At 38.9% G+C, this 14202-nt stretch carries 12 protein-coding genes; 10 read left to right on the forward strand and 2 right to left on the reverse strand.

What is annotated here, in order from left to right; genetic code table 11:
- Positions 1 to 121: 121 nt before the first annotated feature.
- The 7 genes from ACXM0J_RS15340 to ACXM0J_RS15370 all read left to right on the forward strand — a co-directional run bounded on the left by ACXM0J_RS15340 (position 122) and on the right by ACXM0J_RS15370 (position 5067).
- The gene (locus ACXM0J_RS15340) at positions 122 to 1000 is read left to right on the forward strand and encodes an MlaA family lipoprotein (protein ID WP_235823118.1); all 879 of its coding nucleotides are present in this window, start codon (positions 122 to 124) and stop codon (positions 998 to 1000) included.
- 111 nt (positions 1001 to 1111) lie between these two features.
- Positions 1112 to 2080, forward strand: coding sequence for an RsbU family protein phosphatase GigA (gene gigA, locus ACXM0J_RS15345; protein WP_002117221.1), 969 nt, complete (start codon positions 1112 to 1114; stop codon positions 2078 to 2080).
- A 102-nt stretch (positions 2081 to 2182) separates the two neighbouring features.
- Positions 2183 to 2704, forward strand: a complete 522-nt coding sequence (gene gigB, locus ACXM0J_RS15350) for an anti-anti-sigma factor GigB (protein ID WP_002117273.1) — start codon at positions 2183 to 2185, stop codon at positions 2702 to 2704.
- 25 nt (positions 2705 to 2729) lie between these two features.
- The gene (locus tag ACXM0J_RS15355; RefSeq protein WP_032005320.1) at positions 2730 to 3554 is read left to right on the forward strand and encodes a carbon-nitrogen hydrolase family protein; all 825 of its coding nucleotides are present in this window, start codon (positions 2730 to 2732) and stop codon (positions 3552 to 3554) included.
- 14 nt (positions 3555 to 3568) lie between these two features.
- On the forward strand, positions 3569 to 3943 hold the full coding sequence (locus tag ACXM0J_RS15360; protein WP_005804300.1) for a DUF4951 domain-containing protein: 375 nt from the start codon (positions 3569 to 3571) through the stop codon (positions 3941 to 3943).
- Between the two features lie 167 nt (positions 3944 to 4110).
- Positions 4111 to 4548: a MarR family winged helix-turn-helix transcriptional regulator gene (locus ACXM0J_RS15365; RefSeq protein WP_086264990.1), complete on the forward strand. Its 438-nt coding sequence runs from the start codon at positions 4111 to 4113 to the stop codon at positions 4546 to 4548.
- 87 nt (positions 4549 to 4635) lie between these two features.
- Positions 4636 to 5067: an organic hydroperoxide resistance protein gene (locus ACXM0J_RS15370; protein ID WP_005066315.1), complete on the forward strand. Its 432-nt coding sequence runs from the start codon at positions 4636 to 4638 to the stop codon at positions 5065 to 5067.
- Positions 5068 to 5122: 55 nt separating this feature from the next.
- Here the strand turns inward: ACXM0J_RS15370 and gspE are convergent, their stop codons facing one another.
- Positions 5123 to 6613, reverse strand: coding sequence for a type II secretion system ATPase GspE (gene gspE, locus ACXM0J_RS15375; protein WP_086264991.1), 1491 nt, complete (start codon positions 6611 to 6613; stop codon positions 5123 to 5125).
- Positions 6614 to 6709: 96 nt separating this feature from the next.
- On the opposite strand from gspE, the gene ACXM0J_RS15380 reads away from it, so the two are divergent.
- Both ACXM0J_RS15380 and ACXM0J_RS15385 read left to right on the forward strand, forming a co-directional pair.
- On the forward strand, positions 6710 to 7531 hold the full coding sequence (locus ACXM0J_RS15380; RefSeq protein ID WP_479750632.1) for a hypothetical protein: 822 nt from the start codon (positions 6710 to 6712) through the stop codon (positions 7529 to 7531).
- Between the two features lie 9 nt (positions 7532 to 7540).
- Entirely contained in the window at positions 7541 to 8458 is a 918-nt protein-coding gene (locus ACXM0J_RS15385) for a mechanosensitive ion channel family protein (RefSeq protein WP_086264988.1), read from the forward strand.
- Here ACXM0J_RS15385 and ACXM0J_RS15390 read toward each other — a convergent pair.
- Positions 8448 to 11252 carry a DUF2339 domain-containing protein gene (locus ACXM0J_RS15390; protein WP_086264987.1) on the reverse strand — a complete coding sequence of 935 codons (2805 nt, stop codon included), beginning with the start codon at positions 11250 to 11252 and terminating at the stop codon, positions 8448 to 8450. The two genes, ACXM0J_RS15385 and ACXM0J_RS15390, sit on opposite strands and share 11 nt — an antisense overlap.
- A gap of 154 nt (positions 11253 to 11406) precedes the next feature.
- On the opposite strand from ACXM0J_RS15390, the gene polA reads away from it, so the two are divergent.
- Positions 11407 to 14178 (forward strand): DNA polymerase I, encoded by a 2772-nt coding sequence (polA, locus tag ACXM0J_RS15395; RefSeq protein WP_086264986.1) that lies wholly within the window; start codon positions 11407 to 11409, stop codon positions 14176 to 14178.
- The last annotated feature ends 24 nt before the right edge of the window (positions 14179 to 14202 follow it).

Genomic DNA, 14202 nt, shown 5'->3' on the forward strand with positions numbered 1-14202 from the left:
CATTTTATCTATATTATTTGATCAATTTTACATTGATAATAGGTTATCAATTTTGTATTAAAACATATCTCCACCCAACTGCACATTTAAGTATTAGCCTGGCTGGCGGTTAAGGAATTATATGAATTATTCTAATTTAATTTTACTAAGCGTATTATCTGTAGGTGTTTGCACTTCTCTATATGCTCAAGAAAATACTATAAGTGGATCTTCTGATGCTAGCTCACTAGAAGAAACAGCAACGACCCATACGCGCTCACAAATTATTAAAGATTTAAAAAATATTAAAGTTAAAGATTTAAAAGTTAATGCGAATGCGGCACAACCAGATCCTGTAAAAGACCCATTACAGTCATTAAATCGTCCAATTTACTCATTTAACGACATGTTGGACCGAAATTTTTTACGCCCAGTTGCTGTGCAATATAGAGAAAAAACTCCAGAAGATGTACGTGGTTCTTATCGTCAATTCCGTAAAAATCTTGGAGAACCTTGGAATGCTGTTAACCAACTTATTCAAGGCCGCCCTGGTCGTGCGGCAAAAACCCTAGGTCGATTTACAATTAATACGTTAACAACGCTTGGTTTAGCTGATCCTGCCAGCCGTTTAGGTTTACCGACTGAAGAAGAGAATTTTGGTGTAACTCTCGGTTACTATGGTGTTCCTTCTGGCCCATTCCTGATGTTGCCTTTTTTCGGTCCAAGTACCTTACGTGATGGTTTTGGTTTAGCAGTAGATGCCCAAGCACGTCCACAGAAATATGTTATGGATGATCAAGATGGTCTTTATTGGTCAAGTAATATGTTACAAGCGGTTGATACGCGCGCTCAATATCTGGATCTAGATCAGACCTTACAAGGTGATCAATACGCCATGATTCGAGACTTATATCTCCAACGTAAAGCATTCCAAATTGCAGAGAAAAAGGGCGACTCAGCTGATGTATCTTTCATTGATGATGATTCAGAAGACACGCCAGATGACAATCAAAACCCTTAAAAGATGAAATCGAGGTATTGCTTGGATTAAGAGTTCGGCAATACCTTGATTTTGATCATACATACTCTATGATGAATAAAGTGATCATATAAAAGGACTACCATCTCTTCTATGTATTTTATTAAACCGACACGCTCTATCCCTTATTTAGAGCAAGCTTTGGATAAACTGCCAGGCTTACAAGTCATTAACATAGATGATTTAGATTTATATGATCCAACCATCATTGCAATAGCAGATGTACAAGATTTCCTTACATATAAATGGAATTTACCAACGATTGTCATTGCTTTTGAACATGAAGGTAGCGCTTTAGCTCAAGCTTGGGAAGCGGGTGCTCTTGCAGGTTGGGTATGGAATCAACTACCTAACGATTTAAATAAAGCATTATCAAGAATCGATGCTCAATATAAACGCAACCAAGATAGTCGTGATTTACCTTCAGCTGCTGAACTACAAAAAAGACTATTGCCTAATCCAATTGATTTATTAAATTATCAAGTCGAAACTTTCTTTCAGCCTTCAGCTTATCTTTCTGGTGATTGGTATGACTACTGGAAATTAAATGATAAGGAAGTTTTATTCTATCTTGCCGATGTTTCAGGACATGGTGTAACTAGCAGCTTATTAACATCTTGGATGGCAGCTTTCCATGGTCGCTCTAAAACACCAAGACAATTAATAAAAAAATTAAATGGAATGTTGGTTCAAGAGAATATTGAAAAGCACATTACGATTGTGGTGGGTATTTTAAACCTTGAAACACATACGCTTCGCTGGTCAAGTGCTGGACACTACCCTCCTCCTATCATTTTTGAACCTAATCAAGCTCCAAAAATTCTAACAACAAGTAGCTTCCCATTAGGCTTGACTGATGAACTCGAAGTTGAAGAGCATGTTTGTACATTAAACCACCAAGCACGCTTCATTGTTTGCTCAGATGGAGCACTTGAACCTTTTGATGGTGGGTTAAATGATCAGTTCCAACAATTGGTTCATCATTTGCAAAATCAATCATTCCAAGCACCCGATCATGTGGCTGATGACATTGCCATCTTCAGTCTTTGTCGAATGAATTAATTTACGAATCAATTAATTACATAATATACGACTTAAGGACTCTTGAGTCTGCGATGGCACTATGTGATAATTTTTCTATCCTTCTCTGAAAATGGCATTTATATGTCAACAGGTCATGTTGAATATGCAAGTTTAAATGGAACGCATATTTTCAAACTTATTGGTGAAGTGCGAGCCCATTCTTGTATAAGTCTAGACAAACTTTTAAACAGAATTGAACAGCAAGAGAATGTTGTTGGTGCAATCGTTGATTTAACCCAAACAACATTTATTGATAGTACGGTGTTAGGCATCCTGGCTAAGCTAGGTTTAAAGCTTAAACAAACTCATCATATTCAAGCTGTAATGCTATCTACCAATCCAGATATCACAACCTTAGCCAACAGTATGGGGCTAGGGCAGGTTTTTGTCATTTTGAATTACTGTGGCGATCCTAACGTTTGCACATTAACGTTAACTGATGAACAGATCACTCATAATGCAATGCTAAGAACAGTTCTGGATGCACATAAGACATTGATGAAACTCAATGCAAACAACCAGAATATGTTTGAGCCACTTGTGAAGCAGTTACAGAAAGAACAAGATACGCTTGAACAGGTATCAGATAAGCAAAATGCCTGACTTTAATATTAAGCCGGATTAGAATATGACCCTTATTTCTGTTGCTCAAATGAACTCGCAAGATGATATTGAAAATAATTTTCAAGTCATTGAGTCGTTGATTCAACAAAGTAAGGCGCAAAATGCTAGCCTGATTGTTTTCCCTGAAAACTTTGTATGTTTTGCAGCTGGAAAACAACGCGAAACAGCTGAGCAATTTGAGTCTATTCAACAACGGCTTGAGAAACTAGCACATCAATATCAAATCTGGATTGTGGCCGGTACCTTGCCATGCCCATTTCGTCCAGATGGATCTACCATTCAAGATGGTAGAGTCCGGACGGTTAGTCTTTGTATTAGCCCTGAGCGTACAGAAGCACGTTATGACAAGATCCATTTATTTGATGTACAAGTGGGTGATGCTGTCGGTGGTTATCAAGAGTCTCGTTTCTTTGAACCTGGAACAGACGTAGTAGTCACATCTACCCCTTTTGGCAATATTGGCTTAATGGTATGTTATGACTTACGTTTTCCAGAGCTTGCTCTAACTCTGAGACAACAAGGCGCTCATCTTCTTACTGCTCCTGCTGCATTTACTTATACAACTGGACAAATGCACTGGCAGCTTTTGCTACAAGCTCGGGCAATGGATAGCCAATGTTATGTTTTAGGCGCAGCACAACAGGGCTGGCATGGTGAAAAACGACAAACCTGGGGACACTCTGGGGCAACAGATAGTCGTGGCCAAATTTTAAGTATGATTGGATATGAAGGGAGTGGTTTAATCACTGTACCCTTTGATTTAACAGCACAAGAACTCGTCCGGTCTTCAATGCCTCTGATGACTCACCGTAAATTGATTCATTATTAAAAGTTTAATTATTCATGTGGAAATACTTATTTAGCATTTTTTGCTTGGGGGCAAATATTCATTGTTATGCAGAGTTTGGTACAACAAACCATTTTGTTTCGCCTGCTGCACAGCTCAACTCAGATATTCTTCCAGCAACTCCTAAAAATATCCCCTTGCCCGCTTTTGGCCAAAGAATTATTGGCTGGGGTACAGGCGCAGAAGGTGCTAGACAACGTTTAGAAAATATTCAGCCAGCAGATGTTTCTGTGATAAAAAAACAAGGAACAACGCTTGAAATGATTACTGCATGGCAAGATTTTTATGAACAAGAGCAGCAACGCAATGCAAATAATCCTACCGCGAAGTATCGTGCGCGTTTAATGAAAAAGATTGCAGATTTGTGGTGAAACACTTTCACCTAGAATATTTTTATCTTATGGAATAGTTGAAGTAATTATTCCATTTTTTATGTCCCTTAATTTACTTTATTCATAACCTATTCTTATGAACATTTAAGAAACGGAATAGAAAGCGATATACTACAAAAGTAATATCATTTTCTTTTGAGGAATATATGGACCAAGACTGTCAAAACTTAAAGCTTGAGAATCAATTATGTTTCCTCATTTATTCAACAAATTTAGCGCTTAATCAGCTCTACAGAAAACTACTAGCGCCTTTGGGTATCACATATCCCCAATATTTAGTTATGTTAGTGTTGTGGGAGCAGGATGAAGTAACTGTTTCAGAAATTGGAGCTAAACTTTTTTTAGAATCATCTACTCTCACACCTATCTTGAAAAAGTTAGAAGCTCTGCATTTACTTCGTCGTACCCGTTCAACTCAAGATGAGAGACAAGTGATTATTACACTGAGTGATGAAGGGAAAAAATTAAAAGATCAAGCAATGGATATTCCGGCAGGTGTATTAGAAGCAAGTTCATGTGATATGACAACGCTAATAGGCCTTAAAGACCAACTTACTAAACTTCGTACAAACTTAGTCAAATAAACAGCAATTTTTTCAAAAAATATACTTGTCAAAATAATTAAGTCGTGTACGATATATTTGTGTTCAATTTAATTTAGGAATAAAACGATGTCATTAGAAAAAGTTGTTTATCGTGCAAAAGCTAAAGCAACCGGTGGTCGTGATGGCCGTGCGACTTCATCAGACGGCGTATTAGATGTACAACTTGGTGTACCTAAAGAAATGGGTGGCGCTGGTGGTGCTGTAACAAATCCAGAGCAGTTATTTGCAGCTGGTTATTCAGCATGCTTTTTAGGTGCTTTAAAATTCGTTGCAAACCGCGATAAATTTAACATTAGTAAAGATGCTTATGTAGAGGGTGAAGTAGGTATTGGACCAATTCCTACAGGTTTTAGCATCGAAGCGACTTTAAATGTTTACTTAGTGGGTATGGATCGTGAAGAAGCTGAAAAGTTAGTTGCAGCAGCTCATATTGTTTGCCCATATTCAAATGCAACTCGCAACAATATTGATGTAACATTTAATATCGTGACTGAATAAGTTTTAATATTAAAAAAATGCCCGCATCAAATCGGGCATTTTTTTATCTTACATATTATGCTTCACTTGCCTCATTGGTTACACGAAGCACTTCTTCAAGTGTCGTTTTACCTGCAAACACTTTGCGCAAACCATCATCACGAATAGAACCTGAATACTCACGAGCATGATTTTCTAATTCATATTCAGCTGCGTTACCATGAATTAGACGGCGCATAGGTTCATCAACTGGTACGATTTCATAAATCGCTGTACGTCCATTAAAACCTAAATGTGAACAATGATCACACCCTTTGGCTTCAGGTAACTGCAACAACGGTTCATTATGAATATGTTGAAAAACCTGTTTTTCAAAAGTATCAGCTTCACGCCATGCCATACAATGTGGACATAAAGTACGAACTAAGCGTTGAGCAATCACCCCAATTAAAGAGCTTGATAATAAGAAGGGCTCAATTCCCATATCTTTAAGTCGAGTAACCGCACCAATAGCGGTATTGGTATGTAGTGTCGATAAAACCAAATGACCTGTTAAAGATGCTTGAACTGCAATTTCAGCAGTTTCCAGATCACGAATCTCCCCCACCATCACCACATCAGGATCTTGACGTAACATTGCTTTTAAAGCACGAGCAAATGTCATATCCACTTTGGTATTCACTTGGGTTTGACCAATGCCTTCGAGTTGATATTCGATTGGATCTTCAGCAGTTAAGATATTACGAGTATTGTCATTTAGATCAGACAAGGCTGCGTATAAAGTAGTCGTTTTCCCCGAACCTGTAGGCCCTGTGACCAGAATAATACCATGGGGACGATGCACTAACTGAGTTAAACGCTCATAGTCATTAGCCATTAAACCCAAGTGAGTCATGTTGAGACGGCCCGCTTGTTTATCAAGCAAACGCATAACGACCCTTTCACCATGTGACGATGGCAAAGTTGAAACACGCACATCCACTTCACGGCCAGCAAGACGTAAAGAAATACGTCCATCTTGTGGTACACGTTTTTCAGCAATATCAAGCTTCGCCATAACTTTAATACGCGAAACTAGTAAAGGCGCCAACTCACGGCGTGGTTGTACAATCTCACGTAATTGTCCATCTACACGTAATCGTACAGATAATTTTTTTTCAAAAGCTTCAATATGAATATCAGAAGCGCCTACTCGAATTGCCTCAGAGAGAAGTGCATTGATCAGACGCACAATAGGCGCGTCATCTTCTTGGTCCATCAAGTCTTCTGTTTCAGGAACCTGATCGGCCAAACTTAATAAATCCGGATGATCTTCTAAACCAGCTGCAACTTGTTGTGATTCCCCTGTATCACCTGCATAACTCGTACTTAAGAGCGTATTAAATTCTTGTTCAGTACATAATTGATAATGAGCTGGCTTACCCAAGATGCGTCTTGCTTCCTGTAATGCAATTTTTTCAGTGTTTTGACGTCTAATAATAAATACCTGATCACCGTCATAACGAAATAAAACACCATGACGCTTGGCAAAACTATATGGAACTTGTATTTGTTTCAATATTTGCATCACAATTTATAATGATGAGTAAGATGATTTTGAGTGTACTCTAAGCAGATTACAGCGTGAAGTCTGTTTAACAACTCGGTAGAGGAATTTTGCGTCTTGTTTGAAAATAATGAATATCAGCCTCACCCCCAGAATTCTTTAAAATGGTGGGGTGAACAGCACTTTGAAATTAACCAGTCCAAAGCATGGCAATTCGGTTCAATGCTCTTTCGTTTAACACGTGGCATAAAAGAATGGCGCATCGAATATTATCGTCCGTCTCTCCAAGATGATAATGAGCAAGATTGGCATCCAATTGCCGATCCACATTTTGCCTTTCCACATAATGTTCAAGTAGAACGATACATGTTTCGAAAGACCAATCCAGAATTTTTACTGATGCCCCGTCTAGCAGATCGTTCTGTGGTCATCAAACCTGTTGATCCTATTTACATTCCAGCCGGTCAACGTGGGACTCTATATATAAGCACACCATTATGGATTGCAGGCTTAGTTGAAAGTCAGCATGAACCTTTGTTTGAGATTCCTGTGATTCAGCCTAAAGATACGTGGTTTGGTCCTAATGCACAGCAAGGTGAAATCTGTTATGCCACTTCCGTGGATGGACGTACTGATATAAATCTATTAACACCACGCGCTTTCCGTGCTGTTACTCCAATTGACTTTCACAACACAAGTAATCATCAATTACGCTTTGATCGTATGAATGTGCCAGTTACCGCTCTTCCTCTTTTTTATAGTGAAAGTACTGGTCGTTTATGGACCTCTCAAATTAAAGTTTATTATGAGGGTTCTGATCGCCCGGCACGTATTCGTATTGAAAATCGTACGCCACCTCTTGCAGGTGAAGTGACCTATGTTCACCCACCACGTTCACCTGGTGGAGCATTATTCAATATGTTTGATTCATTCTTTTAAGAGGTTTATATGGCTGATTCAAATATTCCAAAAGATATCGCTGATAGCCTCACAAGTATATTTACCAATATCAATACCGAACGTATTAGTGAAATTTTAGTCGCTGTTGTGCTGTGTTTTATTGGATTTGTACTTGCTCGTATTATTTCAAATACATTTATTAGAACCATTGGCTCACGTTTTAATGCTCACCAACGCCTTGTATGGCGCCGTGGTATTTTTTATTTTATTTTCCTACTCTTCATTATGACAAGTTTGAAAGAAGCAGGGTTCAAACTTAGTGTATTCCTCGGTGCAGCAGGTATTTTAACTGTAGCACTCGGTTTTGCATCGCAAACATCTGCCAGCAACTTGATTAGTGGTTTATTTTTGATTGGTGAAGGTTCATTTGAAGTCGGCGATACGATCCAGATTACTCTCATTCGTGGTAATACCATTGAAGGCGAAGTCATTTCAATTGATTTGCTCTCAGTCAAGTTACTTACACTCGACAATGTATATATTCGTTTGCCGAATGAACAGCTTATTCGTGCGCCTGTACACAACTTATCTAAATATCCTATACGGCGTATTCCAATTACACTCGCAATCAACTTTCACGAAGATATTATTAAAGTACGTGAAGTTCTACTCGATGTGGCAGCCCATTATCCACTGGTATTGGATGATCCAAAACCTGCAGTTACGGTTACCGCATTCAGGGAATCATCGATTGAACTTTTATTTGCAATGTGGTGTCGACAAGAAAACTCTTTAAAAGTTCGGGATGAGATGCAAGAACGAATTCGAAATGGATTTTTAGACAATCAGATCGAAATTCCTGTTCCTAAAATGGGACTAATTGATCGACCATCTACTGTTTTTGCTGAAGATGATATCGATCAATACAGTAATCAAAAAGAATTAAATCGAGAGCCTAAAGCTTAGGCTCTTCATTTTTCTGTACAGCGGATGATGGTGGTAATGGCGCAAGATAAGCAATAATCAACATTACCCCACCCGCGCCAATAAATGAAATAACTCGAGTTAAAGTCGCACTTTGCGATAGATCAAGCAAAATCAGCTTTAATACCACAATTCCTAAAAGCGCAGCACCTACAAACCATAATTGACGAATCATTTTTCGACTAGAGAATGTAGTTAAAATGAATGCCAAGATTACCCAAAGCAATGTCAGACTTAACTGTACTATTCCATTTGTCCAAATTGCAGCACTCCAGAGTGGTGTTGCCCAGTAATAGTGCAAGCCTCTGACCACCACACTACTGAATACTAACAACCCCACTAAAATTGTTATAATTTTAAAAGCCCACTCCAGTGATTTATCTTGATCAAAAGCATGTTGATAAATAATAAAGAGCAGACCTGCAAATACTACAATAGAAAGAAAATCAGTTAAGTTAAATAAAGGAACTAAATAAAGATACTCAGCAAAGTGGCGATCAATGCTCACAACTAGCAACCAAATTAAGCTTAAACACCAAACCGGAATTTGATGTAACAATGTAGTTTTTTGAGCCTTATACGCCCAAAGCGAATAAACCACAGGAACAAACGCCAGAGCAACAACTGGCATTTGTGGAAAGATCGCCAAACCAACTACTGCTAACGCCAACCAGCTTAAACCAGCCCAGACGTTTAAGTATCCAGACTGACTCGACCGCGGTTGAGCCATAATAAATAAGGCACTTAGAATAATGGTAGCGACTAGGAAAGTAGCTTGTTGTAATGAGTCTACCCATTTGAATAAAGTAAACACTTGACTCGCAAACGCATCACCCAAAACTAACAACAGTAACAGGCTAATTAAAATTAACTGCAAACTTTGCCATTGCACACGAAGTTTATAGTGAACAACTGCACTAAATATTGCTATTAGAACTACGGCGAACATCAAATATGGACTCAAAGCATGATGATGCCATGCCATTATTTCTACACCAGCTACAGCACCCGCATACATTCCTAAACACAAGAAAATGCCACTAAACACGCTTGCACTAAAATAGCGTTGCTCTTTACTGTTGTATTGTAATAAATAAAAGGCAGAAATAAATTGAGCAATTGCATAGATGCTTGTGCTTAGGGTTGGGAACTCTTCATTTGCCCACACCTGATAAAATAGCGCAATAGAGCTGAGTAAAACTAAAACTACACCAATATATCGGCTTAAACGGTAGCGCTCAGTTACACCCCAAACAATTAAAGCCGTACCTTGAGCTACCCAACCAATTGCTGTCCAATGCGCTCCTTTTGCAAGCGGGAAAATTAAGGCAAAAAACGCAACCGCGAGAATGAAAAAGCTTTTTGCAAGGACCGAAAGCTGAGGATGAGTTTTCTTAATCCAGAAAGTTAATACTGCATAGGTGCTCGCCAAAACAGCTGCACCGATAGTCAATGCTTGTGTAGACTCATGTACCAAGTAAGCATGGAGGGTAAAGCCCAGTACTGGCACACTAAAAATAAGACCAACATCTAAGAGTGGTGGTAAACGAATCCTTTCGCGTTTTTCATGTGCTGATGCCCGAGATATATTTTGGCTATAACGAACACTTAACCAAATAAACAGCGCGATATGGCACCACAAAATCCAGTCTAATGTATTAAATTTTGCGGGTTCTGCATAAAATGCAATTGCACTACCACCTATAAACATTGTGGCAAAGAATGCAATTTGATTTAAGATTTTCCAAGGCTGAATAAAATTAACCGCAGCAACTGCTAAGTTAATTACTAAGTAATAGCTAAATAGGAAGGTTACATCAGGGCGATATTGTGGAATAACTAAAGGAGCCGCATAAGCCATACCAAGTGCTAATATTGCCAAATAAATAGCTTGTTGTTTTAAGCTCAGGAATACCGTAATAGCTAATAAAATCGTAAACAGAATACTCGCTGTAGTTAGGTTGGCAATTACACCAAAATGATGTGAGAACACAAGTGTCAGGAATACAACAGCCAGCCCGACACCTTGCAATGCCACAGCAAAAAGCTGATTTTTCTTTTGCAATGTATACCCAAATGCCGTTAACACACCTCCAGCAATAGCAATAAAGCCAAGTTTGACACCCAAACTAAGTTGCCAATGCTCGCTTGCAAAACGCAATAGCAACACCACCCCAACCATAAGCACAGCAACAGCAACTCTTAAGATTGGATTGCCATGAATCATCCAATCCACGGCTGGTTGCCACCATGCAGTTTGTACATCGGCTGGTTGTTCTGTTTGATTTAAAGGTGCCGTTCCAGCTGGGACTAGCGTATCCGTATTATTGGAACTAACTTGTTCTATTACAGGATTTATAACTTCTGTTTGTATGGTCTCATCTACATGAACAGTTTGTTTTGCTGACTCGAGGTATAATAGTCGAGTATGAAATGCACTGATGGTTTGAATCAAACATAGTAATAAAACCAGTAAAGCCCCACCAGCAATCCACATCCAATGATTTATATAAGCAACTAATGCAACCAAGGCTGCTGCATAAATCACTGTTCTTTGCATGTGAATAGAATAAAGTGGCGTTTTCTGCTGAGAAAACTGCTGTTCTAAATGAGTTAAACGCTCATGTAGATTTGACAGTAATTGAACTAGAATGACAGTAAGTGCAATAGATAAAGCAACAACGGCACTCTGAAATTTAAAACCAATTGAAATGGCTAAAAACAAAGTCAAAGCGATCAAAACAATGATCATTCCCTGTTTGTCTTTTTTATACATGGGCTTAGCAATATGACATCTTCATTACAGGTCATCTTACTTCAAGCCAATACAAGCGTATATTTATACATACAAAATACTGCAAAAATCATAAACCTGCATTCATAGCCGTTTTCACGTAAAATACCCGTAATTCAGATTAAGGAATTGTTCAATGCCACCATTTGTCTTGGTTGATGGGTCCTATTTTTTATTTCGTGCATATCATGCATTACCACCATTGACGACCTCTACAGGGTTACATACCAATGCAATACGTGGGGCAATTTCTGCCATTCAAAAATTAATGCGCCGTATGCAGCCAACACACATGGCCGTCATTTTTGATACGCCTGAGCCAACTTTCCGCCACAAGCTTTCACCTATTTATAAAGGTGATCGCCCGACCATGCCGGAAGAGTTATCTCAACAGATTCCATATTTGCATGCATTGATTAAAGCTCAGGGGATTCCTTTATATAGTCTTCCGGGTGCAGAGGCAGATGACATTATCGGTACGCTCGCTAAACGTGCCGTACTCGAAGGCCATCATGTACTTATCTCAACCGGCGATAAAGACATGGCTCAGCTCGTCAATGATCATGTAAAACTTGAAGATAGCTTTAAAGATCGTGTAATGGATACCGATGGGGTATTTGAAAAATTTGGTGTTTGGCCAAATCAAATTATCGATTACTTAACCCTTATGGGCGATGCGTCTGATGGCATCATGGGTGTACCTGGCGTAGGTGCAAAAACAGCAGCTAAGTTACTAACTGAATATGGCACTTTAGACAATATTATTGCCAATGCAGACCAACTTAAAGGCAAACTTAGCCAAAATATTAAAGATAACTTAGACAATATTAAGCTTGATCACCAGTTAGCTAGCATTGTCTGTGATCTTCCTTTAGAACTCGATTGGCATGAGTTAAAGCTTACTGATCCAAATGTTGAGGCTCTACGTAATCTTTATACTGAGCTTGAGTTTAGAAACCAATTACAGTCGCTTGATCATCCAAACAATCCAAATAGCTCAAGCTATAAACAACAAGCTTCACAAACTGTTGTACAAAATGAAGTTAAACCTGCTGAATCTATAGAAACTGAAGATCAAGCAAGCTTAACTAGTCAAGATGACCAGCTTGGAACTGCAAATTATCACACTGTTTTAACCCAAGAAGCATGGGATCAGCTCTTGCAACGCATGCAAAATGCCGATCATTTTGCTATTGATACAGAAACTACAAGCCTTGATTACCGTATTGCCGAGATGGTTGGTTTTTCAATCGCATTTGATGCGAAAGATGCCTACTATGTTCCATTAGCGCATAATTATGAAAATGCGCCGCAGCAACTAGATCGTGATCAAATTCTGGCTCAAATTAAGCCTGTGCTAGAAAATGAAGCTGTTAAAAAAATTGGGCATCACCTTAAATATGATGCCCATATCTTTGCTAATCATGGCATAGAACTTAAAGGCTGGTATTTCGATAGCATGCTTGCATCTTATGTATTGAATGCAGCAGCCACTCGTCACGGCATGGACGATGTAGCTCGTGTCTACTTAAGCCACTTAACCACCACTTTTGAACAAATTGCTGGTAAGGGTGCTAAACAAAAGACTTTCAATCAAATTGAGATTGAGGTTGCTGCTCACTATGCTGCAGAAGATGCACATGTGACCTATCGTTTGTATGAAGTGCTTTCAAACAAACTTAAGCCATTTCCTGAGCTAGAAAATATTTTATATAACATCGAAATGCCAGTTGCCCGTATTTTATCGGGTATGGAAGAAGATGGTATTCGTCTAGATCACGCATTCTTAGATAAATTAAGTGTTGAATTTGCAAAGACAATGGAAGGGCTTGAAAATCAAGCGATGGAAATTGCAGATGAAACTTTTAATATTGCATCTCCTAAACAAGTAGGCGAAATACTATTTGATAAATTAGGAATCAAAGGTGGTAAAAAAACTGCAACTGGACAATACAGTACTAGTGAAAGTGTTTTAGAAAAAATTGAACATCCTTTAGCGGAAATTATTCTAGAGCATCGCGGTTTAGCAAAGCTAAAAAGTACCTATACAGATCGTCTAGTTGAGCAATCTCATAATGACACACATCGTGTACACACGAGTTATCACCAAGCGCTCACAGCAACAGGTCGCCTCTCCTCTTCTGATCCTAATTTACAAAATATTCCAATTCGTAGACAAATTGGACGTCAAATTCGTAAAGCATTCATTGCGCCAGAAGGCCGAGTACTATTGGCTGCCGATTACTCGCAAATTGAATTACGTTTAATGGCTCATTTTTCTCAAGATGATGCTTTAGTACATGCGTTCCAGCACGGACAAGATGTTCACCGCCGTACTGCTGCAGAAGTATTAGGCATTGCAATTGAAGATGTGACCAATGATCAACGTCGTCAAGCGAAGGCAGTAAACTTTGGTCTACTGTATGGTATGTCTGAGTTTGGTTTGATTCGTCAGTTAGGTTTCACGCGCCAAGAGTCACAGAACTATATCAAACAATACTTCCAGCGCTATCCTGGCATTTACGAATACATGCAACGTACCCGCCAAGTAGCATCGGAACAAGGCTTTGTTGAAACTATTTTAGGCCGTCGTCTTTATACACCAGATATTGATGCACGAAATGTAATGGTGCGTAAGGCTGCCGAACGTGCTGCAATTAATGCGCCGTTACAAGGTAGTGCAGCTGATATTATTAAACTTGCGATGATTGAAGTCGATAAAATCTTACCAAAAGATCAAGCCAAGTTACTTCTTCAAGTACACGATGAATTAGTATTTGAAGCAGATCAAAATATTGCCGAAGAGCTCTCTAAGCAAATCGCGACTGTCATGGAATCTGTAGTAAAAATTTCTGTGCCTTTAGTTGTTGAAGTTGGGCAAGGGCAAAACTGGGATGATGCCCATTAATTAGTAGAAATAAAAAAGGGCTGT

Source organism: Acinetobacter sp. GRABPA_MV_2, from assembly GCF_056725885.1.